Raw genomic sequence first — 21912 nt, forward strand, 5'->3', positions numbered from 1 at the left:
AGGTAAAGGCGAGCATCCCCTCCACCCCACCCCGATCATCCGACCTAACCGGGTTGACCTGCGTGCCGCCGTGGAATGCTTGACCGCATGACTCTCCGGCGCCGGACTCTGGGAGTGCTGATCGCGCTCGGGCTCACGATCTCCGCGTGCGGCGGGTCTGGCGAGCCCGATCGGTTCTCGCTCACGACGCCGAAGGGCGCCGCGCCGGAGCCGCAGCGCGCGCCGGTCACGGACGCCGAGCGGCGGGTCATCCGCGGCTGGTCGGCCGAGCTCCAGCACGGGGACGTCAAGGCGGCCGCGAAGTACTTCAGCGTCCCGAGCGAGGCGGTCAACCTCGCGCCCGAGCCGGAGCTGCTGACCACGGGTGACGTCGTCAAGCTCAACGACAGCTTCCCGTGTGGCGCCAAGCTGATCAGCGGCGTCGAGCGCACCGTCAACCAGATGCTCGTCGCCGACTTCGAGTTCGTCAGCCGGCCCGGCGCCGAGTGCAACGACGTCGGCACGCGGGCGACGTTCGCCTTCCTGATCGACGCCGACGATCACATCTCGCGGCTCATCCTCATCGTCGATGAGAACGAGCCGCTGCCGGACGACTCGATCGTCGCCTAACCGAGGCTCGGGCTCACGTAGCGCTCGCCGCGCGTGACGGCGTCGAGCCCGTCGATCAGCTCGGGCAGGCCGCCCTCCTTGAGCACGATCCCGTCCGCGCCCGCCTCGAGCACGCCTTTGAGCTCGGTCGGGTCCGTCGTGGCCGTGAACACGACCACCTTCGTCTGGGCCTCGGCCTCTGCCAGCCGCCGGATCAGCCCTTCGCCGCCGCCCTCGGACGCGAGATGCAGGTCCACGACGGCGACGTCCGGCGCCGTCGCGAGCACCAGCTCCGCCCCGCTCTCCGCCGTTCCCGCGACGCCGGTCACGTTCCAGCCGCGCTGCTGCAACACGTCACGCAGGAAGATGCGCAGCGCGCCATGGTCCTCGACGATCGCCACGCTGTGGCCCTCGGTGCTCATGCCAGCCTGTTACCCGGATGCCGGTCCTGGTCGACCCCTTGAATCACTACGCCTACGTGCCCTTCACCGTCAAGGACTGGTGCCACATGGCCGTCGACGGCTCCTTCGAGGAGCTGCACGCGTTCGCGGCGTCGCTCGGTATCCCGCGCAGCCGCTTCCAGGGCGACCACTACGACCTGACGCCGTGGATGCGTGAACGGGCCGTGGCGCTGGGAGCCGAGGAAGTGCCGACGCGGGAGCTGCTGCTGCGCATGGCGGGCCCGCGCGGGGACCGTGCCCGCCGCCGGCGGGCCGTGCGCGGTTCATGAGACCGGAAACGGGGATCGTGTTTTCAGCGTCACACCGATCTCGGCACGCTGTTCGCGTCCGGCGGCGCCGCCGTGCCGCTGCGGATCGCGACCGTCACCGCCCTGGCGCTCGTCACGCTGTGGTGCGTGCTGCCGGTGGCGCGCCGCGCTTCGCTGCGCCGCCGCTGACCGCGGCCGTCGCGGCGTCGGCGAGCGCCGCCAGCAGGGCGGCGGTGGCGGGCGGGTCGGGCGGCTCGCCGTAGGTGGCGGCGTAGATGTGGCGCTCCCAGCCGGGCAGCTCGGTCGCGACGACGCCGTCGACGTGGTGCGCGCGCAGCGCCAGGCCGGACTGGATCGCGATGCCCAGGCCCGCGGTCACGAGGGCCTGCATCACGACCATGTCGTCGGAGCTGAAGCCGATCCGGGGGTCGAAGCCGGCGTCGGCGCAGATCGTCAGCAGGTGGCTGCGGCAGCGGTCGCAGCCGCCGACCCAGGTCGCGTCGCGCAGGGCGGCCAGGTCGGGCTCGGGCCGGCGGGAAAGCACGTAGGTCGGGTCGTCGAGCAGGTGGTGCAGGCGGATGCCGGCCGGTTCGGGCTCGGTCTCGTCGTAGCGGAAGACGATCGCGACTTCGATCTTGCCGGTGCGCAGGAGCTCGATCGCCTCGGGCGGGTGGGTGTCGAGGAGGTTGAGCTGCAGGCCGGGGTGCTTGGCGGCGAGCGTCGCCACCGCGAGCGGGACGAGCGACCCGATCGCGGAGGCGAAGCCGGCGAGGCGCACGCGTCCGGCGGTGAGGCCGACGTGGGCGGACAGCTCCGCGCCGGCGGCGTCGATGCGCCCGAGGATCTCGGCCGCGCGGTCGGCCAGCAGCTGTCCCGCCGGGGTGAGCCGGATCCCGCGGCCGACCCGCTGCAGCAGCTGCGCGCCGGTCTCGGCCTCCAGCCGGGTGAGGTGGTGGGTGACGGACGGCTGCGAGTAGTGCAGCTCCTTCGCCGCCGCGGTGACCGACCCGTGGCGCGCGACCGCGTCGATGACGCGCAGCCGGTTGACGTCCAGCATTCATCAACCCTATCTATGAATGGGCACGAAAGTTGGCATTGGACGTATCCGGGCGGCGCGACGAAGCTCCACGACATGCCCGCCACGCAGATCCGCCCCGCCGGTCAGCTGGCCCCGCTCGTCGCCGGCATCCGCAGCGTCGTCGAGCGCCACGCCGACTGGACCGAGACCGCGCTGCTCGTCGCCGACGAGCTGCGCCGCAACCTGCTGACGCCGGACGTCCTCACTCCCGAGCAGCGCCTCGGCTCCCCGGACGACTACACCGGCCACACGCTGCACGTGGAGCCCGACGGCTCGTTCTCGGTCGTCGCGCTCGTCTGGCGCCCCGGCCAGCTCACGCGCATCCACGACCACATCACCTGGTGCGCGTTCGCCGTCATCCAGGGCGTCGAGCACGAGGAGCTCTACAGCGCCGAGCTCGAGCTGCTCGGCGAGAGCGACAACCACGTCGGCGACGTCAGCGGCTTCGCCCCGCCCGGCGACATCCACCGCGTGCACAACACCGCCGACACGACCGCGATCTCGATCCACGTCTATGGCACCGACGTCACCCGCGTCGGCTCCAGCGCCCGCCGCTACTACGACTGAAAGCGAGCCGCCCCGATGTCCTCCGTGTATGTCCACTTCTTCTCGGTCTCGCTCGACGGCTTCGGCACCGGTGAGGGCCTGAGCCGCGAGGAGCCGTTCGGCCACGCCGGCGAACGCCTGCACGAATGGATCTTCGTCACCCGCGGCTGGAAGGAGGGCGGCAGCGGCGGCGTCGACGACGCCTTCGTCCAGCGCCACGACATGGGCATCGGCGCCGAGATCATGGGCGCCGGCAAGTTCGGCTATCCCGGCTGGGAGAACGACCCGGACTGGAAGGGCTGGTGGGGCCCGAACCCGCCCTTCCACACGCCGACCTTCGTCCTGACCCACCACACCCGTCCGTCGATCGAGATGGAGGGCGGCACGACCTTCCACTTCCGCGACACCTCCCCGGCCGAGGCGCTTGAAGAGGCCCGTGCGGCCGCGGGCGGCCAGCACATCCGGATCGGCGGCGGCGCGAAGACGATCCGCAGCTTTCTCGCCGAGCGGCTGATCGACCACATGCACGTCGCGGTCGTCCCGATCCTGCTCGGGCGCGGCGAGCGCCTGTGGGACGGACAGGAAGGGCTCGAGCGCGACTACGCGATCGAGTCCGTCTCCTCGCCGAGCGGCGTGACGCACCTGACCTTCACGCGCAGGTAGGACCCGGGCGGCTCGGCCGGCGGCTGTTGCCGGCGCAGCCACTGGAGCCCTTCGCTCAGGTAGCGGGGCACGCGCCACTGCGGGCACTCGATCGCGTAGAAGAGCGCGAAGGCCGACTTCGTCCACGTGCGGGCGGCGGCGGCGGCCCGCAGCGCCAGGTCGTCGGTGCCGCCGAGCTCGGTCTCGAACAGCTCGGGGTTCGCGAGGATGAACGCTTCCTCGAAGGTGCGCCCGCACTCGTCCCCGTCGCGTTCCGGAACCGGGTAGGCGAGTCGACGGGCGCCGGCGAGCTTGTGCCTGCTCCGCAGCGAGAGCAGCTCGCCCGGGCTGATCTCCGTGTCGGCGAACCAATCGGTGACGGCGGCGTTCGCCGTTCGCGTCGCGGCGGCGACGGGCACCCGCTCGTGGTGGTCGTCGAGCGCGTCGATGTCCGTGACGACCAGGGTCGGCAGCTCGAGGAAGTCCAGCAGTCCGAAGAATCGCTGCGCGTGGGCCGCGCCGACCTCCAGGAGCACGCCGTGGCGACCGGAGAGCCCTTCGCGCCGGATCATCGCGGGCAGCAGCAGCCGCTCGGTCGTGCCGTCGACGAGGATCGCGTGATCGGCGAACAACAGCTCGCTGCCCGTCAGCTTCAGGTAGCGGTGGACGAACTCGCGGTCGAGCCCTTCGACGGTGGCGCCGAGGTCCTTGACCGTGGCTGAGCGCGTGCGTCCCGCTGCGCGGAAGGAGCGGATCGCAGTGAGCGGCGCGTGGTTGGCGATGCGCGGGGAGCGCGTGGTCACCACGAACTGCACCGGGCGCGGGGGCATCTGGCTGACGCGGTTGAGCTCGTGGATGAACACCTCCTGCGCCGGCGGGCACAGGTGCGCCTCGGGGTGCTCCACGAACGCGAGATGGACGCCGGCGCGGGCGTGGAACCGCTGCGGAAGGTCGCTCAGCTGCTCCCGCGCGCCGATGAAGTGGAGCGCGAGCTGCCGCTCGAGGGCCGCCCACTCCACCCGGCGCGCGTTCACCTGCAGCGTTCGCTCGAACGCCGCGCCGACCCGCGGCCGGAGCTCGGCGAGGAAGGTCGCCTTCGCCCCGTCATCGTCCGCGACCGGCTCCAGGCCGCCGAACAGCGCCTCGAGCTTGCCCGCGGCCAGCTCGAATCTCGCGCGCAGGACGGCGTCTTGAGCGGTCCCGTCGGCCACGACGATCCGCAGCTCGATGAAGGGCAGCGCCGCCCGGACCCGCCCCTGATCCTCAGGGTCCTCCAGGTGGGCCCGGTGCGCGTCGAGGAACGCGCGCTGCGCGCAGCGCGAGAAGTCCTCGAGCTCAAAGCGCGACGGCGACTGAAAGCGCCGGAAGAGGTCCATGAACGACGTCTTGCCGCAGTTGTCGGGCCCGACGATCACCGTCGTGACCTGCGCGTCCTCGTCGCTGAGCCCGCTGCTCGCCACGAGTGAGACATCGGCGCAGGCGAGCAGGCGGAAGTTGCGTACGGAGATGGACTTGATGTGCATCGGCTACTCGCGAAGTCTCGAACCGCGAGCCGATGCACGTCAATATCGGCATCTATATAGAGTCAGTCACTCAGGTAGATAGGTGTCAGAGTCAGCAGCCGTAGCCGTCGCGGTCGCGGTCGAGCTCGTACACGTCAGGTCCCACCACGCGGACGGTGCGGCCGATGTAATCAGGGCCGTTGCCGTCCCCTCGACGGCAGTCGTAGTCGGAGGAGTCGGCTCTCAGGCACGCGCCCGCGTAGCTGGGGTGGCAGTCCGGCGAGGCCAGCGAGGCCACCCCGTACACGAGCGCCGGCGTGAGCACGATCGCCGTGCCGGCGACGCTCCACATGCGCTTCGGGGTCAGTCCGCGTCGCCGTGCCCGCGGCTCGCGCGTGACGCCGGCCGTCCGCGGGATCGCCTGGTGCGGTCGCTCGAGTGCGTCGTGGAGGTCGGCGACGAGCGTGCGGGCGTCGCCGTGACGCTTCGCGGGGTCGAGCGAGAGCGCACGCAGGAGCACGCGGTCCACGGCGGGGTTCAGGCGCTGGTTGCGCCGTGAAGGCGCCACCGGCTCGGCGTCCGCCGGCTGCGTGAGCCCACGCGGCAGCGTGCCGGTCGCCGCGCGATAGGCGATCGCGGCCAGCGCCCAGCGGTCGCTGGCGGCGGTCGCCGCCCCGTACATGAGGGTCTCCGGTGCCATGTACGCGGGCGTGCCGGGTACCCGGCCCGTGCCGGTCACGGTCGAGACGTCGTCCGCGAGCGCGATCCCGAAGTCGGTCAGCAGCCCGCGCCCGTGCTCGGCGTCGATGAGGATGTTCGCCGGCTTGAGGTCGCGATGGACGACACCCCGGGCGTGGCAGCAGTCGAGGCCTTCGGCCACGCCGGCCAGCAGCTCCAGGACGTCCTCGAACGCGGGTCGCCGCTCGCTGAGGAAGCGGTCCAGCGAGCCGCCCGGCACGTAGCGCATCGAGAAGTAGCGCCGGCCCTGGTGCTCGCCGCGCGCGTAGATGGGCACGACGTTCGGGTGCTCGACGGACGCCATGGCGTCCACCTCGCGCTCGAACCGGCGCATCAGGTCCGGCGCCAGGGCGAGCTCCGGCCGGATGAACTTCCGTGCGACCTTGCGCTTCGGTGACCGCTCGGCGGCCAGGAAGACCTCGCCGAACCCGCCGCCGCCGAGGCGCGCCTCGATCCGGTAGCCGTCGACGACGTCGCCCGGCGAGAACCGGGAGGGAAGGTCGTTCTCAGCCGCGACCGCGCACATTGCGCAGGGAACCTACAGCGCAAACGCGCCGCAAAGCAAGCGCGCCCCGGCCGAATGGCCAGGGCGCGGTGCAGCGCTTCTAGTGCCCGGACGCCTGGCGCTGGGCGTCGCAGACGACGGGATCGAAGATCGGCGTCCCGTCGGCGGCGTAGCACAGCGGCGTCGGCGGCGGGGGCGGATCCTCGTCGGCGAAGGCCGGCGCGGCCGCGCCGGCCAGCGTCACGGCCGTCAGGAGGGTGAGCAGGGACTTGGTGGAACGTGACACAGAGTCCTCCCCTGTGAATGAGTTGACTTACACTCACAACTCTCAGTCGGTTTCCGTCAGCCGCCATCACTGACTCAGGTAAGTGACTATTACGGTTACGGAGGGGCGACCACCGTGAAGGGAGGGGTGTCATGTCGGCGCGGTGCGCTATAGGGTGCGGGTGTGCCCGAGCGGATCTCGAGCCCGCGCCTGATCGGCCGCGAGGCCCAGCTCGACCGGCTGGGCCGGCTCTATGACCGCGCGGCCGCGGGCGAGTTCACCCTGGCGCTGATCAAGGGCGACGCGGGCATCGGCAAGTCGCGCCTGGTGCGGGAGCTTCAGACGCCCGGCGCGCTGACGCTGCGCGGCAGCTGCTTCCCGATCGCCGGCGAAGAGGCGCCCTACGGGCCTTTGGTCGCCGCGCTGCGCGACGTGCCCGGCGATCGGCTCGCCGCCGCGGCCGACGGGCTGCCCGAGGCGCTGGTCGCCGAGCTGGCGTCCCTGCTTCCTGCACTCGGTGGCCACGCAGTGGCCGGTCGTGACAGCTCGCGCGGCGCCCAGGGCCGCCAGTACGAGTACCTGCTGGAGCTGCTCGCGCGGCTGGCCGAAGAGACGCCGGTCGTCCTGGTCATCGAGGACATCCACTGGGCCGACCCCTCCACGCTGGACTTCCTGTCTTTCGTAGCCCGCAACGCGCGCCGCGAACGGGTCCTGCTCGTCGCCACGCACCGTCTGCACGACGGCCGCGACCTGCAGGCGCTCGAGCGCTACGTCGACCAGCTCGAGCGCTGCGCCGCCGTCGAGGCGATCGCCCTCGGCCCACTCGACGAGGCCCAGGTCAGCCAGCAGATCGAGGCGATCCTGCTGCGTGCCCCCGACGTGGCCGTCACCCGCCGCATCGCCGCGCGCACGCAGGGCAACCCGTTCTACGTCGAGGAGCTGATCGCCCACGGCGGCACGGCCGAGGCGCCCCTGGCGCCCGGGCACGCCGCCACGCTGCTCGAGCGCGTCCGCGCGCTCAGCCCCGAGACCCAGCACGTCGTGCAGGTGCTCGCCGCCTTCGGGCGCGCGGTCGAGCACGACCTGCTGGCGCGCGCGGCCGCCGTGGCCGAGCCCGAGCTGTCCCGGCGGCTGCGCAGCGCGGTCGACTCCCACGTCGTCGAGGCCGGCGGCGCGATGCTGACGTTCCGCCACGCGCTCACACGCGAAGCGGTCTACGAGGCGCTGCTGCCGGGGGAGCGCCAGCGCCTGCACCGCGCCGTGGCGGGCGCGCTGCGCGAGCGCCGGGACCTCACCGACGCCGCCGAGCTGGCGGTTCAATGGCGGGCGGCCGGCGATAGCGCGGCGGCGCTCGAGGCGTCGCTGGAAGCGGCGCGGGCCGCCAGCGGCGTCTATGCCTACAGCGAGGCGGTCGAGCACTACACGGCCGCCGTCTCCCTCTGGAGCGCGCCCGGCGCGCCTGAGCTCGACCACGCCGCGATCCTGCTCGACGCCGCCGACGCGGCCTACCGGGCGGGCGCGGACGAGCTGCCGATCCAGTGGTGCGAGCTCGGGCTGGCGACGCTCGGTGAGAACCCGGACCCGCACCGGGCCGCGGCGTTCTTCGAGCGGCTCGGCCGCTTCCAAGACCATCACCTCGACAAGTCGCTGACCATCTACAGCGAGGCGCTGGAACGCCTCGACGACAGCGCCAGCGCCGAGCGCGCCCGCCTGCTCAGCAACGAGAGCCTCACGCTGACGCTGAACGTGCGCTGGGACGAGGCGCGCGAGCGGGCCGAACGCGCGCTCGCGATCGCGCAGCGGGCGGGCGCCGACGCCGAGGAGGGCTTCGCGCGCTCGGTGCTCGGGCTCGTGCTCGCCTACCTCGGTGACTTCGAGGCGGCCGAGCAACACCTCGGCATCGCGCGGCGCATCGGCGAGGCGCTCGGGCGGCCCGAGGATGTCACCGGCGCCTACGTCCACCTCGGTGAGATCCGCCGGCTGCGGGGCGACCTCCCCGGCGCCTTGGAGGTCATGGCCGCCGGGATCGACGCGTCGCGACGGCTCGGCGTCGAAGCCTCCTACGGCCGCTACTTCGCACTCAACGCCGCCGAGGACGAGTTCGAGCTCGGCCACTGGGACGCGGCGCAGGCACGGATCGACCGGCTCGAGGGCGCGTCGCTGACCTGGACCGAGACGTTGCTGCGCCTGACCGTCTCCGGCCAGCTCGCGGCGGGGCGCGGCGAGTTCGAGCGGGCGCGGGCCTGGCTCGACGAGGCGAGCGGGCAGTTGCGTGAGTCCTCGGCGACGGAGTGGACGGCCTACGTGGCGGCGTGCGTGGTCGAGCTGCAGCTGACGGCGGGCGAGCCCGACCAGGCACTGGCGACCGCCGTGGCCGAGCTCGAGCGCGTGCGCGGGCGCGAGGAGCGGCTCTACACGCCGGCGCTGGTGAGCACGGCGGTGCGCGCGGCGGCGGACGCGGGCGCGCCGGACGAGGCCGAGCGCCTCACCGCCTGGCTGGCGGCGTTCCTCGATGAAGCGTCGCCGCCGATCGCCCTCGCGCATCTGGCGGGCGCGCGTGCGGAGTCCGCCCGTGCGCGCGGCGCCTCGTTCGCCGATGAGTGGGCCGGGGTCGCCGGCCACTGGGACCGGCTCGTCCACCCCTACCGGGCCGCGTACGCCCGCGTGCGGGAGGCCGAGGCCCGGCTCGCCGACCGTGAGCGCGAGGAGGCGGCGCACGCGCTCTCGAAGGCGCTCGACGTCGCCAACGCGCTCGGCGCGCTCCCGCTCAAGGCGTGGGCCGAGAGCCTCGCCACCCGCAAGCGCCTGCGCCGCGCCGTCGTCGGCCAGCTCGAGTCCGCCGGCCCCGAGGAGCGGCTGACGCCGCGCGAGCTGGAGGTGCTCAGGCTCGTCGCCGAAGGTCGCACCAACCGGCAGATCGGCGCGGCGCTGCACATCACCGAGGGCACGGCCGCGCTGCACGTCTCGAAGATCCTCGGCAAGCTCGACGTCAGCACGCGCGGCCAGGCCGCCGCGCTCGTCCACCGCTCCGGTCCGGCCTGACCTATATGGCTCCCGCGGACAGATATGCAGTTCCTGCGATGACGCGCGGCGGGGCTTGGCCTAGCTTCGGCCAGCATGAGCCTGCCGGCCGCGATCGAGTGCGGCGACGCGCTGATCGTCTTCGAGGGCCCGCGCCGGATCCGTCACCGCACCCCGGAGCCCCTGGACCTGTGGCCGGACGCGCGGGAGGCCGAGGACGTCCGGGCCCGCATCGAGCATGGGCGGCCGATTCTCGTGATCCTCGGCGGCCCGCAGGCCGAGGCGACGCTGCTCAGCGAGCGGTTCGCTGAGGCGCCGCCCGCGCTGGCCCGGTTCGCGCACGCGATCGCGCGCGAGCTCGCGCCGCTCCCCGTTCCCGCGCTGGACTGGCTGCCCCACGACCTACGCGACCACGGCCTGCGCTTCCTGCGCGCCAGCGTGTCGCACGCACGCCGCACGCCCGCACTGCTGCGCCCGGCGCTGTCCCTCGACGACCGCGCCGCGGCCTGGCCGCACGTGCGCTTCGCGCATCTCTCCGGAACCGGCGCCACCGCGCACGAGCTGTCCCCGGTGGTGGCCTACGCGTTCGCGGACCTCACCCCGCCGCGGCTGACGCGCTAGCCGTAGTCGCCGGCGTCGAGCAGGTGCCGCTGCGCGAGCGCGACGAGCTGGAGGCGGTTCTGCTCCTTGGTCCCGCGCAGGTCGTAGAGCCGGTAGAGGTCGCTGAGCAGGTCGCTCACGCGTTCCGGGCCGATCGGCGGCTGCAGCCGGGCCGCGATCTGCGCGTTGCTCGGCGTCGCCACGAGCTCGCCCGGGGCGGCGAAGAACGGCCGGCACAGCTCCACCAGCACCTCCCGCTGGCGAGCGGTGGGCTGCGGCAGCTCGTCGCGGTCCGACGTGCGCCCCTCGTCGAGCGGGACGCCGCCGACCAGGAGGAAGCGCTCGCCCGCGAGGCGCACGTCATGCTCGCCGGCGTCCAGCTGCGCCGGCCGCGCGGGCATCCGCGGGGCGAGCATCCACGATCCGGTTTCGACCGCGACGCCCTGGCGCAGCCGCACGGACCGGTGCTCGGTGCCGTGCTTGGACGCGGTGTCCAGCAGGTACACGCAGACCGCGGGCGGGTCGCCGTACGTGCGCAGCGTGATCTCCGCGTGCTCGCGCGAGACCTTCCGGTGCGCCGGGAACGAGACCGTGCCGTCGACCCGTCCGACCGTGGCCGGCGCGCGCGGTGTCAGGGCGTGGATCCGCAGGACGCCGTCGGCGTCGCGCCAGGCGACGTACGGCTGGCCGCCGGCCACCTGCGCGATGCGGGCGAGCTCCGCGGCACCGTCCGGGCGAACCGGTTCACCAGGCACGTACGCGATCGGCGCTCGTCGTCTGCACAAGCCGGAGATCGGATTCGAACCGACGACCCACCGCTTACAAGGCGCAAGTGCCTGCCGTTCGCAAACACAGTTAACGCCTGGAAAAACGGCGCTTTCACGGCGTTCCGCGGAGGTTGTCGTACCCGCCGATTTCGCCGAATCGGTGGGGTTTCTGTCACCCAATTGTCACCGAACGGCGGCCGAGGTCGGCCGCGTGCGAGGAGGACGCGGCGACCGCGTAGTAATCCCGGTGTGCTCGGTGGAGCCAAGTCGTCCCATCGCAGGTGGACGACCGCGCTGCGCCGAACGACTGTTGGCTGGCGCTGCCGGTGCGGCGCGTGGTGAATGCCGTGACCCACTCGCACGGCACTGACGGCGTCCCGGTGCCGTAGCACGGGGAAGTCCACGAGATGTGCAGGTGCGCGGCGCAGGCGGGGGCGTGGCAGGTCCGTGGGGAACCAAGGCCGGGGAAGCCCTCGCAGCCGACGAATTGCATCGCCGGGATCAGCGGGCAGACCGGCCGTGTGCCGGCCAATCGACTTACTTTGAGTACGCGCGGTGCGCGTGGTGATGTCGCCGGCTCCGTATCGTCTGGAGTCGGGGAGTCCAATCCGCAATGATCTCGTATGTGAACACAGCCATGTGTCCTCAATGTGGCGGCACGGACCATCGGCCGGTCGCCGGCGGTTTCGTTGACTGCGTGAGCCGAGTTTTCACGGGATTCGTCCCAAAGACGTTCAACGGCAGCGCCTTTGCCAACCCCGCAGGTCCGTTGATCAGCGAATGCGGTAACCGGTTCTACTCAGATCACGATCTGACGCCGTTCCTCGGGTTCTCTGGCCCCGCTCGCGGAACGGGTTCACCGATGACATAGCCCGGACGAGCCGTCATGGACCGCCGGCACCTGTCAGGTGCGACAATGCGAGTACGTGGCCGAGAATCTGACTGCTGCGGAGCTCTACGCCAAGGCCGCTGAGCTGTTCCGCGACGACCAGGAAGCACTGCTCGAGCTGATGCACGCCCAGCTCGAGTCGATCGAGGCGCGCGAGCCGAACGGGCACGACGCGGAGAGCTGCCGGCTGGCGATGCTCGCGGCGGCTCCGGTCGGCGCGCAGGTCGGGCTTTGGCGGGCGCGGGCGCTCGCCCGGTTCGGGTCCGTCGGTTGGCTCGAGGGCGTCGCGATGATGATCATGAGCGACGCGTTTCGCCAGCTCAGCGTGGTCAACGACGACTACGTCCGGGGCCGCACGCTGGACCGCATGCAGATGTCGGAGGAGGCACTGCAGATGCTGCGAGAGCTTCGGCACTTCACCGCGGGCGAGCGGCGCTTCGACTTCGGCCCCACGCCCGCACTGGTCGCACGCGTCCTGCCCGAGAAGTCCGGCTTCATGCTGACCGTCGCCGGTCGGCTCGACGAGGCGCGTGCCAGCTACGAACGCGCGCTGGCCGAGACGAAGGGCGATGAGCGCGGCACCATCAAGGTGCAGGCGGGGCTCGAGGTCGTCGGCTACCTCCAAGCGCTGGCCGACGGCGCGCAGACCGAGCCGTTCGCCACCGCGACCGCCGATCTCGCCGAGCGGGCGGCAGCGGCGGGCCAGCCCGACATCGCGCGCGACGCCGCGCACAATGCCGAAGTCATGCGCCACCGCGGCCGCGACCTCGCGCCCTACGAGATCCTCTGAGGCTGCGGGCTGAGGTCGAGCCGCGCGCCCGCGCGCTCGGCCCAGCGCTGCCAGAAGCGCCGGATCGCGGCCTGGCGCTCAGCGCTCATGTTGAGCCCGCCGGGGTGGTAGAGCAGCAGCGGCATCTCGACCGTTACATTTTGCAGGTCGGCCAGCAGCCCCGCCTGCTCGAGGCGGTCGAGCAACGCCGTGATGCCCGCTTCGGAGAGGTCGACGTCGTGGAAGTCGCCGACGGTCTCGCTCGTCTGAATCCCGTCCGAGAGGATCGTCAGCCGGTCGCCGGGCGCGAGCACGTCCGCGGCGACCACCGCGGCCTCGACGAGCGCGGAGCCGCGGGCTGAGACCGGCGGGTCGGTCATCATCGACTCGAAGTCCGTCCGCGCGACGTTGACGTTCTCGGTGATCTCGCCCGGCGCGTAGTCGGGGCTGTCGCGGTGCTCCTCGCTGGGCCCGACGGGCGCGAACAGCGGAGCGCTTTCGGCGATCGGGTCGCCGGCGGCGATGATCAGGCACAGCCGACCGGAGCCGCGCTCGCCGATGTGGCGCGCGAAGGAGGCGAACGCGCCGGCGTACTCCGAGCGCGCGGTGCGCGTGGAGCCGGAGACGTCGGCGAGCGCGCAGCCCGAGGCCAGCTGCTGCGGTCCGTCGTCGTCGCCACAGCCGGCGGCGGCGAGCGCGGTGCACAGGAGAGACAGTGCGAGGGTCCTGCGGGTGGGGGTCATACGGGCTCCTGATCCAGCCAGCTCCAGCCGGCCGGAGAGTTCCTGGGAGGGATGGGATCGGGCGCCGGTTCCGGCGCCGGTTCTTCGACGGTCACGAACGGCACGTCCGGTGTGACGGGCTCCGGCTCCGGAGCGGGCGCCGGCGGGTTGCCGCCGACGACCGTCGGGACGACGACGGGCTGCGTGCTGATCGCACGCTGCGGGTCCAGCAGCGCGAGCGCGATCTCCTGCGCGGAGGGCGGCTCGGGGAGCGCGAGCTCGAGCGCTCGCACGCCGCGCGCGTGGCAGGCGCGCTCGTACTCGATCCGCAGCCGCGCCGTCAGCTCGGCCGCGGCGGCCGCCTCGCGCTCGCTGAACGCGCCGACGTGCAGGTCGGACGCGTCGAGCCGGCGCGAAGCCTCCGTGAGCCGCACGCGCTGGGCGGCGACCTTCTCGACCGCCTCGCGCCGGCGCGTCTCGGCGGCCGCGTCACGCTTGCGCCACCCGCGGTGCGGGTGCGCGACCGTCGCGCGCATCGACAGCGTCATCGCGGCCAGCAGCGCGGCGAGCGTGATCGGGACGACGAAGGCGAGGTTCGGACCGTCCTGCGCCGCCTCGGCGCTCGGACGAGCGTCACCCTGGGGCGCCGCGGCACCGAATCCGCGGCCCGTCGTCTGCCCCGCGCTCGCCTGGCTGCGCAGCTGGTCGCGGTAGGCGAGGTTGTCCTCGCGCCCGGTCGCGAGGGCGACGACCGCCCAGCCGACGCACCCGATCGTCGCCAGCGCCAGCACGACGAGGGTCAACCGCGCGAGCCGCCGGTGGTGGGTCACGAGGCTGCCGAGCCCGAGGCCCCCGAGCTCCGCGCCCGCGGTCAGCAACAGAGCGAGCGCGGCGGTCACCTGCACGGCGGTGCGCGTGTCCGTCTCCAGCGCCGGGCGCACGGCGGGCGCCGAGAGCTGCACCTCGAGGAAGAACAGGATCGGGAACATCAGCAGCGCCACGAGCGGGTGCGTGAGGCGCGTGCCGGTGGCCGGCTCGTCCGGCTCCTCCACGCGCAGGCGCTCGCGCTCGGCCACGGCGCGCCGCTCCGCCTGCTCGGCCAGCTCCACGGCCTCCTGCGCCCCCGCCACGCCGGCCACGGCGGCCGCCCGCTCGGGTACGTGCGCGCGCAACTCGAGCGCGACGCCCGAGCGGGTCAGCTGCGAGATCTCGTCCGTCAGCGCCGTCGTGACCGGGCCGGGCCCGACCAGGCCGCGCTGGGTGGCGGCGGCGAGGTCGCGCGCGACGGCGTCCACCCGTGCCGCGCGCGCCGCCGCGCTGTAGCCGCGCTCGGCCGCCGCGGGGTCCTCGCGGTGGCGCGGGAGGCTCGGCACGAAGTCCTCGCCCACGATCGGGCGGGTGCCCGGCACGACCTGTGGCGGCGCGCTCACGAGCGCTCCTCGATCCGCAGCGTGCCGTCGGGCGCCAAGCCCGCGCGCACGGGCCCGCGGGCTCCGTGGATGAGCGCGGAGCGCAGCGGCCGGACCAGCAGCCGGCGCGTCAGGCGGACCATCTCACGGCCGTCCCAGCGGCCGTCGGCGTCGAGCTGGGCGTCCAGGGCGGACGCGAGCGACGCGTGATCGATCGAGACGTTCACACCGTGGTCGTCAGCGAAGTTCGTCTCGATGTGATGCGCCTGGCGCGCGGCCAGCCCAGGCAGGCTCGCGCGGCGCAGGATGTCGTAGGGCAGCACGTCGCCCGCGATGCGGCTCCACAGCGGGCGCCCGACGCGCTGCAGGTCCGGGTTCTCGCACAGCGCGCGCTGCGCGATCGCGCGCGTCTCGGCGAGCAGCTCGGCCGTGTCGGGCGGGCCTTCGGGACGCGCCACCAGGCGCGCGATCTCGCCGTCGCCGAGGTTGCAGGTGAGCAGCACGGCAGCGTGGGCGAAGCTCGCCGTGCGGTTGCGGCCGTCGGTCAGCCGGCCCTCCTCGATCACCGCCAGCAGCAGCGCGAGCACGTCCGGGTGCGCCTTGTCGATCTCGTCGAGCAGCACCACGCGCGCCGGGCGCTCGGCGAGCGCGTCGGTGATCGCGCCGCCCGCCTCGTAGCCGACGAAGCCGGGCGGCGCGCCCGTCAGGCGCGCGACGTCGTGCGGGTTGCGCAGCTCGGAGCAGTCGACGCGCAGCAGGTCGTCGGCGTTGCCCGACAGCGCGCGCTGGAGCGTCCGCGCGGTCTCGGTCTTGCCCACGCCGGGCGGCCCCGGCATCAGGGCGACGAGCCGCGGAGGCCCGAGCCGCTCGCCGGCGGGGCGCTGCGGGTCGGGCCAGCGCGCGTCGGCCAGCCGCTCGAGCAGCCCGTCGATCGCGGTCGGCTGGCCGATCACGTCACGCCGCAGGCGCTCGCCGAGGTCGTCCAGAGCGAGCGCCTCGAACGGCGTCCCCTGCGCGTGCCGGCGCGCCAAGCCGCTGAGCAGCGCGCCTGGCCGCCCAAGCTCGGTCGCCAGGTGGCAGGAGGCCCGCCGCGCCTGCTCGAGGTCGCGCACGGCGCGGCCCGGGAGACCGTCCGCCAGCGTCTGCAGCGCGGCGTCGCGCTCGTCGCCGGCGAGCGCGGCCGCGCCGTGGAAGCCGCCGCCGAGCAGTCGCAGGACCGCGCCGCGCTCGTCACGCTGGGGCGGCGACGCGTGGACCGTGCGCACGCCCGGCATGCCCTCGATGAACGGCACGCCCGCCGGCGCGCACACGATCACCGCGTTGCGCGGCGCGACGAAGCCGTCGCGCGCGACGCACTCCGCCTCGCGCACCGCGGCGCGCAGGATCCCCAGCGCGCGCCGGCCCGTGTCCGTGGACGCGTCGAAGAGCAGGTCGCAGTCCTCGAGCAGGATCGCGCAGCAGCGCCCGCGCTGGGCGACGAGCGCGCGGATCGCGCGCATGATGTCCAGCGGCGACGCCGCGCCGAGCCGCGGGGCGGCCGACGCTCCGAGTGCGTCGCGAGCGACTGGCGCGGCCGCGAGCAGCCGCTCGGCCTCCGCGCGGTCGCGCGGATCGATCGGCGTCAGGCCGTCCGCGGCGTCGGCGCTCAGGACGAGCTCCGCGCCTGCGCCGGTGCGCAGCTCCTCGCGCAAGGCGTGGCGCTCGTCCAAGACGCGCCCGTCGAGCAGCGCCTCGTCGCCGACGTGGCCGCGCAGGACCACGTGCGCGCCGTCCGCCACGGCCGCGGCGACCGCGGTCAGATGGGGTGAGGTCAGGGCCGTCATCGCCCGGCGCCGCGACCCGCGGCGTGCGCCGCCCGGCCCGCCGGCGCCTCGGGCTCGGCCACCGCGACGTCGATCCCCGCACGTCGCCACGTCTCGGCCATCCGGCGGCTGAGCGCGAGCTCGGCCTCGCAGCCCACGAGCGCGCCCGCCGAGGTCTGCAGCTCGTGGACGCCGGAGGCGGCCATGTCGAGCGCGAGCGCGCGGCCGTCCGCGGCGAGGTTGATGTCCACCTGCCCGCCGGCATAGCTCGTGCGCACTGACAGCGTCCCGTCCGCGGTCCGCCGGGCCTGCGTGCCCGGGACCATGCCCTCGGGCAGCGCGTTCACCAGCCGCGCGAGCACGAGCTCCTGCTCGGCGCGGGCGAGCGCGGCGCGCTCCTCCGCCTGCTCGAGCGCCTCGACGGCCGCGAGCGCGTCGCGGGTCGCAACGCGCGTCGGCGCCGACACGGCGCGCGCCAGCGCGGCGTCGGCCGCGGCGCGCAGGCGGGGCGGAGCGCAGCGTCCGACCGCTTCGCGACGGGCGGCGAGCCGCTCCATCGCGGTGCTCGCCGAGCGGGCGGCGCAGGCGGTCTGGACGCGAACGCGGCGACCGGCGAGGAAGCGGTCGCGGGCGGCGGCGAGCTCCGCCGCGGTGGCGGCTCCGGCGATGACCCGGAGCGGGATGGTGACTCCACTCATGACCCGCTGGCCGCCGTCTCGTCCGCGGATGTGACGCCCGCCAGCCAGTCGCGCAGGTGCGGCAGCGGCGGCACGCCCGTGACCAGCAGCCCGAGCTGCTCGTCGAGCTCGAGCTCGAGGCCGGCGGACACGTCGGGCGTGAGCTGGCCCGCGTGGAGGCCGCTGAGGTCGATCAGGCGCTGGTTGCGCGACCCGCGCCAGCGCAGGGGCGCGTGCCGGCGCTCGACGTAGGGCCCGTCCACCAGCAGGTCGGCGCGCTCGAGCAGGGCGCGCTGCGCGGGCGCTCCGGACCGCCGCAGCCACTCGAGGCGGTAGCCCGTGTAGACCATCACCGACAGGCCGGGCCGGCGCGTTCGCAGCAGGTCGACCACGCGTGTGAGCGCGGCGGCCTGCAGCATCGGCTCGCCGCCGGAGAACGTCACGCCGTCGCCTCCGGCGGCCACCAGCCAGTCGACCAGCGCTTCGACCGCGTACGGCGTGCCGCCCCGCGGGTGCGTCTCGGCGGCGAGACAGCCGTGACAGCGCAGTTCGCAGCCCTGCACCCAGACCGCGGCGCGGTCCCCCGGGCCGAGGACGGCGGTCGAGCGCTGCAGGCGCGCGACGTAGACCGTGCCGGGTTCGTCGATCCCGTGATGGCGGGTCACGTGACCCACTCCGGCCGGGGCGGCACGACGTCCGGCTGCGCGCCGAAGTCCGCGCTGTCGGCGAGCGCGCCCGGCGCGAGCGCCGCGAACGCGGCGGAGACGTAGGCGGCGAGCAGCTCACCGGCAAGCGCGCGCTCGGCCGTGGCGAGCTCCGCCGCGCGGGTGGCGATGGTGTGGACGCGCTCGCGCGCCTCGAGCGCCTCCGCGGACGCCTCGCTCGCCTCGCGGTGAGAGCGGACGGCGGAGCGCCGCAGCGCAGTCAGCCGCGCCGCCTCGGGCGCCGGCGAGCGCTCGCGCGCCGCCACCACGATCAGCGCCGCGCAGGGCGTGAGCGCGGTCAGCGCGGCCAGCGCCGTCCACAGCGCCGGCGCGTCGGAGCGCAGCGCCAGCACGAGCACGGCCGCACCGGCCAGCCCGGCGACGGCGATCCCGAGCGCGAGCGCGCGGGCCAGCGCGGCGCGCTCGAGCGGCGGCAGGTCGCGCTCCGTGCTCGGCACGCCCTCCGCGTCGAGTGCGTGGCGCGCGGCGTCGCGCTCGGTGAGCGCGAGCCGGTGGCGGTGCTCCGCGGCCTCGGCGTGCGCCTCGGCCTCGGTGATCAGCTCTGCCCTGCGGGCGGCGAGCAGGCCCATGCGCCGCTGGGCGAGCGCGCGGATCTCGTCGGCGAACGGCAGGCGACGACGGAGCAGGTCGTCCTGGTGGCGTACGGCGTCCGCGCGGCCGCGCTCCTGGGCGTACGCGCGCAGGTGCGCGTGCTCGGCGGCGGGGGCGAAGGCATCGGGGGTGGCGTCTGACACACACGCCAACCACCTCCGCCGCCGCCGGTGTGACTACGGCAACACGCGCAGCTGGGTGACGCCGGGATCGACCCCGGTGACCTTGCCCCCGCAGGAGCGCACCTCGCGCAGGTACTCCACCGCCTCCCGCGTCACTCGGAAGCCGGGCAGGAGCACGGGGATGCCGGGCGGGATGGCCTCGACCGCCGCGGCGCTGATGCGGCCGATCGCCTCCGTCACGTCAAGCGTCACGCCGTCGCGGTAGGCCGCCCGCGAGGCGGCCGACGGGTCGCTGTCCGGCGCCGAGCTGAGCGTGGCGAACGGGTCCGACGGCAGCCGCGGAGGTGTCCCGGGCTCGGCCAGCTCGCCCTCGAGCTCCGCGACCAGCGCGTCCACGGCGCGCTCCTCGGCTCGCTCGGGCAGCTGGAAGGGGAAGAGGAACATGATCGTGTTCAGGCCCGCCGTCTCGAGCGTCACGCCGTGCGCGTCGATCAGCCGGTCAGAGAGCTCGTGTCCGCGGCGTCCGTAGGCGGTCAGCGCGAACGTCGTCTTGGTACGGTCGAAACCGTCGACGCGGTCGCTCAGCGCTTCCAGCCGCTCGGGCGTGACGAAGCGCTCGAGCCCCGGCAGGCGCTCGGCGACGAGCGTGTTCAGGCGGTCGGTGCGCTCGATCGAGGCGGCGATCAGGTCACGCCCGTCGACGGCCAGCTCGCGGTGCGCGGCGTCGATCGAGGCGAGCAGGTGAAAGCTCGGGCTCGTCGTCTGCCAGTGCTCGTGCGCCTCGGCCATCAGCGCGCTGTCCACGCGCGTCTCGCGCCACAGGATGATCCCGGTCTGTTGCAGGCTCCCGCCCTGCTTGTGCGTGGACTGGATGACGATGTCGGCGCCCTGTTGGACGGCCGGCGTCGGCAGCTGCTCGTGGAACGCGAGGTGCGCGCCCCACGCCTCGTCGACCACCAGCAGCCGGTCGGGATCGCCGGCGCGGACGACCTCGGCGATCTCGCCGACGCGCGCGGCCAGCCCTTCGTAGGTCGGGCTCGTCAGCAGCACCGCGCGGGCGTCCGGCCGGCGCTCGAGCGCCCGTGCGACCTCCTGCGGCGACGGCGGCAGCAGCGCCCCGAAGGTCGTGTCGTAGCCGGCGGGAAGGAACTCGAACCCGACGCCGAACGCCATCAACGCGTGAATCGTCGAGTGGTGGGCGTTGCGCGCGACGAGCACGGTGGCGTCCGGCGCCAGGCGCGAGAGCATCAGCAGCACGGCCTGGTTTGACCCGGAGCTGCCGGTCACCGACATCACGGCTCGGTCGGCGCCGTGCAGCTCCGCGATCAGGTTCTCGGCGGCGCCGAACGCGCCGTCGTGCGAGGAGGGGGTTCCGAGGCGCATCGCGGCCAGCCTAGAGCTTCTGCTTGGCGGCCGAGATGGAGACGTCTGAGGCGTAGATGTCCTCGACGCGGGCGGCGCCGGTCAGGACCGACGGCGTGGCGAAGCGGTCGCGCCCGCGCACCTGCGCGGAGTTCAGCGTCGCGGCGAGCGACGCGCCGAAACGCTGGTCGAGCTCCTCGCGGGTGTAGCGGGGGACCTGGCGGGTGATCGTGGAGGTCGTCATGCACGCTCCACGGGCGCCCGCCCCGGCTTACGACACGGCGGCTCAGCGGCGCTTGGAGCGCAGGTAGAGCCCCCCGACAACGAGCAGCACGCCGAGCGGTCCGATCACCGACGCGACCTGCAGCGCGAACCTCACGCCCTCCTCGAGCAGCGCCGGGATCAGTGCCGCGAGCGTGCCCCCGCCGAGGAAGTAGAGCGCGAGCGAGACGAGCGCCGGCAGGCCGAACACGAGGAAGAGTCCGATGCGCACGCCGACGCCGACGTCGCGCCGGCGCTGCCAGGCCCGCTCGCCGGACATCCACGTGCGGCTGACGTCGGAGGGGCGCACGTCACGGATCGTGCGGGTCGTCCAGCCGCCGTCGAACTCGACCACGAGCGAGGACGAGAACCAGCCGTTGCGAACTTCGCGCACGATCCCCGTGCTCCCCTTCGGCACGGAGGTCGCGCCGGTCAGCGCGTCCATCCAGCCCGACGCGATCGCGCGCCGGGCGCGCACGTGGTCGCCCACCTGGGGCGAGCCGAACAGCAGGCTCACGGCCGCCGCAGCAGCGCGCGCGCGGCGCGCCGCGGGTCAGGAGTGGCGTGGACGCCGGGGATCATGCGCCGGCGGCGTTCCGACTCGGCCTGGCGCTCCCCCTGCAGGCGACGCTCCTCGAGCTCACGCTCGCGGTGGTCGCCGTACATCTCCTCGTGGTGCGCCGCCCGGCCGGCGGGCGAGTCGTAGTCGCTCGGGTCCGGCGCGAACGTGTTCATCAGGGCGCCGGCCGCGGCGGGCGCCCCCAAGGCCGCCGCCCCGCCGGTGCGGGAGGGACTGGTCCTCCGGCCCTGGTCAGGCCTGCCCCCCCCGGGGTGGCGCGCCCTCCGGCCGGTAGGCGACGTCGGCGGCCAGGATCGAGGCCAGGCGGCCGGTCGGCTCGGCGTCGCCGAGCGCGATCAGGGCCTGCGCGTGGGCGAGCTCGCGCCGCGCGAGGACTTCGGGGGTGAGGCTGGCGGTGGCGGTCATGCCCACTCCACGTGGGCCGCGCGCGACTTGCGACATGTCACACCGGTGCCTCCGTCAAGGACCAGAGCCCATGCAGACAGTTGATTCCCGGCTCGTGCTCGCCTGGCGCGTGCTCGGCGACGATGGCGACCACCTCGACCCCGAACGCTGGCTCGCGCTCGGACGCGGTCTCGCCGCGTGGCCCGGCGCGCCGCTGCGCGTCGAGCGGCGGATCGTCGTCCCCGCGCGCGACGCACTGGTCGCCGACTGCGTGATCGTCACCGCGGACGGGCTCGGTGTGATCGTCGACCGGCTCGAGCTCGAGCGCGACGTCGCGCAGCTCGTGCGTCCCGTGCTGGCCGACGCGCGCTGGCGGCTGCTGCGCGGCGAGTCGGCGCTGAGCCGGGAAGGCCTGGCGTTCAAGGCGCTCGACGCCGCCGAGCTCACGCCTGGCCCGATCGAGCCGCTCTCGCCGGCCATGCGCGCCTCGCTCGCGGGGGCCGTCGGCGCGCTCGCGGAGAGCTGCGAGCGCGCGGCGCTGGCGATCGAGCTCGAGCCGCCCGCCGGCGACGAGCGCGGTCTGCGCTGCCGCGTGCGCCTGCTGGCCGCCGACCGGCTTGCGCCCGCCGCGCTCGCGCACGCCGCCGCGCTGTGCGAC

At 74.1% G+C, this 21912-nt stretch carries 25 protein-coding genes and 1 tRNA gene; 8 read left to right on the top strand and 18 right to left on the bottom strand.

The window, feature by feature from the left end; genetic code table 11:
• Window positions 1-87: 87 nt before the first annotated feature.
• Window positions 88-609, top strand: coding sequence for a hypothetical protein (locus OJ962_RS30770; RefSeq protein WP_202955929.1), 522 nt, complete (start codon window positions 88-90; stop codon window positions 607-609).
• Here OJ962_RS30770 and OJ962_RS30775 read toward each other — a convergent pair.
• Window positions 606-1010, bottom strand: coding sequence for a response regulator (locus OJ962_RS30775; protein ID WP_202955930.1), 405 nt, complete (start codon window positions 1008-1010; stop codon window positions 606-608). The genes OJ962_RS30770 and OJ962_RS30775 overlap by 4 nt on opposite strands.
• A gap of 17 nt (window positions 1011-1027) precedes the next feature.
• On the opposite strand from OJ962_RS30775, the gene OJ962_RS30780 reads away from it, so the two are divergent.
• Window positions 1028-1318 carry a DUF4031 domain-containing protein gene (locus tag OJ962_RS30780; protein ID WP_202955931.1) on the top strand — a complete coding sequence of 97 codons (291 nt, stop codon included), beginning with the start codon at window positions 1028-1030 and terminating at the stop codon, window positions 1316-1318.
• A 112-nt stretch (window positions 1319-1430) separates the two neighbouring features.
• Here OJ962_RS30780 and OJ962_RS30785 read toward each other — a convergent pair whose 3' ends face one another.
• Window positions 1431-2354, bottom strand: a complete 924-nt coding sequence (locus OJ962_RS30785) for a LysR family transcriptional regulator (protein WP_202955932.1) — start codon at window positions 2352-2354, stop codon at window positions 1431-1433.
• A 75-nt stretch (window positions 2355-2429) separates the two neighbouring features.
• Here OJ962_RS30785 and OJ962_RS30790 point away from each other — a divergent pair, with 75 nt between their 5' ends.
• On the top strand, window positions 2430-2942 hold the full coding sequence (locus tag OJ962_RS30790; RefSeq protein ID WP_202955933.1) for a cysteine dioxygenase family protein: 513 nt from the start codon (window positions 2430-2432) through the stop codon (window positions 2940-2942).
• A gap of 15 nt (window positions 2943-2957) precedes the next feature.
• Entirely contained in the window at window positions 2958-3584 is a 627-nt protein-coding gene (locus OJ962_RS30795; protein WP_202955934.1) for a dihydrofolate reductase family protein, read from the top strand.
• On the opposite strand, the gene OJ962_RS30800 is transcribed toward OJ962_RS30795, so the two are convergent.
• The 3 genes from OJ962_RS30800 to OJ962_RS30810 form a co-directional block, all read right to left on the bottom strand.
• The gene (locus OJ962_RS30800; RefSeq protein ID WP_202955935.1) at window positions 3521-5086 is read right to left on the bottom strand and encodes an ATP-dependent nuclease; all 1566 of its coding nucleotides are present in this window, start codon (window positions 5084-5086) and stop codon (window positions 3521-3523) included. The genes OJ962_RS30795 and OJ962_RS30800 overlap by 64 nt on opposite strands.
• A gap of 91 nt (window positions 5087-5177) precedes the next feature.
• Window positions 5178-6329 carry a serine/threonine-protein kinase gene (locus tag OJ962_RS30805; RefSeq protein WP_202955936.1) on the bottom strand — a complete coding sequence of 384 codons (1152 nt, stop codon included), beginning with the start codon at window positions 6327-6329 and terminating at the stop codon, window positions 5178-5180.
• Window positions 6330-6408: 79 nt separating this feature from the next.
• On the bottom strand, window positions 6409-6594 hold the full coding sequence (locus OJ962_RS30810; protein WP_202955937.1) for a hypothetical protein: 186 nt from the start codon (window positions 6592-6594) through the stop codon (window positions 6409-6411).
• A gap of 162 nt (window positions 6595-6756) precedes the next feature.
• Between OJ962_RS30810 and OJ962_RS30815 the strand changes: the two genes are divergently transcribed.
• Both OJ962_RS30815 and OJ962_RS30820 read left to right on the top strand, forming a co-directional pair.
• On the top strand, window positions 6757-9615 hold the full coding sequence (locus OJ962_RS30815; protein ID WP_202955938.1) for an ATP-binding protein: 2859 nt from the start codon (window positions 6757-6759) through the stop codon (window positions 9613-9615).
• A gap of 75 nt (window positions 9616-9690) precedes the next feature.
• On the top strand, window positions 9691-10215 hold the full coding sequence (locus OJ962_RS30820; RefSeq protein ID WP_202955939.1) for a hypothetical protein: 525 nt from the start codon (window positions 9691-9693) through the stop codon (window positions 10213-10215).
• On the opposite strand, the gene OJ962_RS30825 is transcribed toward OJ962_RS30820, so the two are convergent.
• Window positions 10212-10949, bottom strand: a complete 738-nt coding sequence (locus OJ962_RS30825; protein WP_202955940.1) for an FHA domain-containing protein — start codon at window positions 10947-10949, stop codon at window positions 10212-10214. The two genes, OJ962_RS30820 and OJ962_RS30825, sit on opposite strands and share 4 nt — an antisense overlap.
• Before the next feature lie 32 nt (window positions 10950-10981).
• Window positions 10982-11051 (bottom strand) — tRNA-Thr (locus OJ962_RS30830).
• An 836-nt stretch (window positions 11052-11887) separates the two neighbouring features.
• On the opposite strand from OJ962_RS30830, the gene OJ962_RS30835 reads away from it, so the two are divergent.
• Window positions 11888-12640 carry a hypothetical protein gene (locus OJ962_RS30835; RefSeq protein WP_202955941.1) on the top strand — a complete coding sequence of 251 codons (753 nt, stop codon included), beginning with the start codon at window positions 11888-11890 and terminating at the stop codon, window positions 12638-12640.
• On the opposite strand, the gene OJ962_RS30840 is transcribed toward OJ962_RS30835, so the two are convergent.
• The 11 genes from OJ962_RS30840 to OJ962_RS30890 are packed head-to-tail and all read right to left on the bottom strand — an operon-like array spanning window position 12625 to window position 21275.
• Window positions 12625-13362 carry a hypothetical protein gene (locus OJ962_RS30840; RefSeq protein WP_202955942.1) on the bottom strand — a complete coding sequence of 246 codons (738 nt, stop codon included), beginning with the start codon at window positions 13360-13362 and terminating at the stop codon, window positions 12625-12627. The genes OJ962_RS30835 and OJ962_RS30840 overlap by 16 nt on opposite strands.
• Complete coding sequence (locus OJ962_RS30845; RefSeq protein ID WP_202955943.1) at window positions 13359-14771, bottom strand: hypothetical protein; 1413 nt, start codon at window positions 14769-14771, stop codon at window positions 13359-13361. The genes OJ962_RS30840 and OJ962_RS30845 overlap by 4 nt, the downstream gene beginning before the upstream one ends.
• Window positions 14768-16573 (bottom strand): AAA family ATPase, encoded by a 1806-nt coding sequence (locus OJ962_RS30850; protein WP_202955944.1) that lies wholly within the window; start codon window positions 16571-16573, stop codon window positions 14768-14770. The genes OJ962_RS30845 and OJ962_RS30850 overlap by 4 nt, the downstream gene beginning before the upstream one ends.
• Window positions 16570-17250: a hypothetical protein gene (locus tag OJ962_RS30855; protein WP_202955945.1), complete on the bottom strand. Its 681-nt coding sequence runs from the start codon at window positions 17248-17250 to the stop codon at window positions 16570-16572. The genes OJ962_RS30850 and OJ962_RS30855 overlap by 4 nt, the downstream gene beginning before the upstream one ends.
• Window positions 17247-17894, bottom strand: a complete 648-nt coding sequence (locus OJ962_RS30860) for a 4Fe-4S single cluster domain-containing protein (RefSeq protein WP_202955946.1) — start codon at window positions 17892-17894, stop codon at window positions 17247-17249. The genes OJ962_RS30855 and OJ962_RS30860 overlap by 4 nt, the downstream gene beginning before the upstream one ends.
• Window positions 17891-18688 (bottom strand): hypothetical protein, encoded by a 798-nt coding sequence (locus tag OJ962_RS30865; protein ID WP_202955947.1) that lies wholly within the window; start codon window positions 18686-18688, stop codon window positions 17891-17893. Before OJ962_RS30865 ends, OJ962_RS30860 begins: the two co-directional genes overlap by 4 nt.
• Before the next feature lie 33 nt (window positions 18689-18721).
• Window positions 18722-20050, bottom strand: coding sequence for an aminotransferase class I/II-fold pyridoxal phosphate-dependent enzyme (locus OJ962_RS30870; RefSeq protein ID WP_202955948.1), 1329 nt, complete (start codon window positions 20048-20050; stop codon window positions 18722-18724).
• A gap of 10 nt (window positions 20051-20060) precedes the next feature.
• Complete coding sequence (locus OJ962_RS30875; RefSeq protein WP_202955949.1) at window positions 20061-20273, bottom strand: hypothetical protein; 213 nt, start codon at window positions 20271-20273, stop codon at window positions 20061-20063.
• A 42-nt stretch (window positions 20274-20315) separates the two neighbouring features.
• A complete protein-coding gene (locus OJ962_RS30880; RefSeq protein WP_202955950.1) occupies window positions 20316-20807 on the bottom strand; it encodes a hypothetical protein in 492 nt (163 codons plus the stop codon).
• The gene (locus OJ962_RS30885) at window positions 20804-21055 is read right to left on the bottom strand and encodes a hypothetical protein (protein ID WP_270006824.1); all 252 of its coding nucleotides are present in this window, start codon (window positions 21053-21055) and stop codon (window positions 20804-20806) included. The genes OJ962_RS30880 and OJ962_RS30885 overlap by 4 nt, the downstream gene beginning before the upstream one ends.
• 46 nt (window positions 21056-21101) lie before the next feature.
• Window positions 21102-21275, bottom strand: coding sequence for a hypothetical protein (locus OJ962_RS30890; RefSeq protein ID WP_270006825.1), 174 nt, complete (start codon window positions 21273-21275; stop codon window positions 21102-21104).
• A gap of 70 nt (window positions 21276-21345) precedes the next feature.
• On the opposite strand from OJ962_RS30890, the gene OJ962_RS30895 reads away from it, so the two are divergent.
• On the top strand, window positions 21346-21912 hold a 567-nt coding region (locus tag OJ962_RS30895; RefSeq protein WP_270006826.1), incomplete at its 3' end, for a hypothetical protein.

Source organism: Solirubrobacter deserti, from assembly GCF_027587175.1.
Taxonomy (GTDB): Bacteria; Actinomycetota; Thermoleophilia; order Solirubrobacterales; family Solirubrobacteraceae; genus Solirubrobacter; species Solirubrobacter deserti.

What these genes read in the sequence shown, in the direction of transcription:
- OJ962_RS30785 (WP_202955932.1), bottom strand. Translation starts at nt 2,354, where the DNA reads ATGCTGGACGTCAACCGGCTGCGCGTCATCGACGCGGTCGCGCGCCAC.
- OJ962_RS30870 (WP_202955948.1), bottom strand. Translation starts at nt 20,050, where the DNA reads ATGCGCCTCGGAACCCCCTCCTCGCACGACGGCGCGTTCGGCGCCGCC.
- OJ962_RS30890 (WP_270006825.1), bottom strand. Translation starts at nt 21,275, where the DNA reads ATGACCGCCACCGCCAGCCTCACCCCCGAAGTCCTCGCGCGGCGCGAG.
- OJ962_RS30800 (WP_202955935.1), bottom strand. Translation starts at nt 5,086, where the DNA reads ATGCACATCAAGTCCATCTCCGTACGCAACTTCCGCCTGCTCGCCTGC.
- OJ962_RS30855 (WP_202955945.1), bottom strand. Translation starts at nt 17,250, where the DNA reads ATGAGTGGAGTCACCATCCCGCTCCGGGTCATCGCCGGAGCCGCCACC.
- OJ962_RS30850 (WP_202955944.1), bottom strand. Translation starts at nt 16,573, where the DNA reads ATGACGGCCCTGACCTCACCCCATCTGACCGCGGTCGCCGCGGCCGTG.
- OJ962_RS30840 (WP_202955942.1), bottom strand. Translation starts at nt 13,362, where the DNA reads ATGACCCCCACCCGCAGGACCCTCGCACTGTCTCTCCTGTGCACCGCG.
- OJ962_RS30820 (WP_202955939.1), top strand. Translation starts at nt 9,691, where the DNA reads ATGAGCCTGCCGGCCGCGATCGAGTGCGGCGACGCGCTGATCGTCTTC.
- OJ962_RS30795 (WP_202955934.1), top strand. Translation starts at nt 2,958, where the DNA reads ATGTCCTCCGTGTATGTCCACTTCTTCTCGGTCTCGCTCGACGGCTTC.
- OJ962_RS30770 (WP_202955929.1), top strand. Translation starts at nt 88, where the DNA reads ATGACTCTCCGGCGCCGGACTCTGGGAGTGCTGATCGCGCTCGGGCTC.
- OJ962_RS30875 (WP_202955949.1), bottom strand. Translation starts at nt 20,273, where the DNA reads ATGACGACCTCCACGATCACCCGCCAGGTCCCCCGCTACACCCGCGAG.
- OJ962_RS30775 (WP_202955930.1), bottom strand. Translation starts at nt 1,010, where the DNA reads ATGAGCACCGAGGGCCACAGCGTGGCGATCGTCGAGGACCATGGCGCG.
- OJ962_RS30790 (WP_202955933.1), top strand. Translation starts at nt 2,430, where the DNA reads ATGCCCGCCACGCAGATCCGCCCCGCCGGTCAGCTGGCCCCGCTCGTC.
- OJ962_RS30805 (WP_202955936.1), bottom strand. Translation starts at nt 6,329, where the DNA reads ATGTGCGCGGTCGCGGCTGAGAACGACCTTCCCTCCCGGTTCTCGCCG.
- OJ962_RS30780 (WP_202955931.1), top strand. Translation starts at nt 1,028, where the DNA reads ATGCCGGTCCTGGTCGACCCCTTGAATCACTACGCCTACGTGCCCTTC.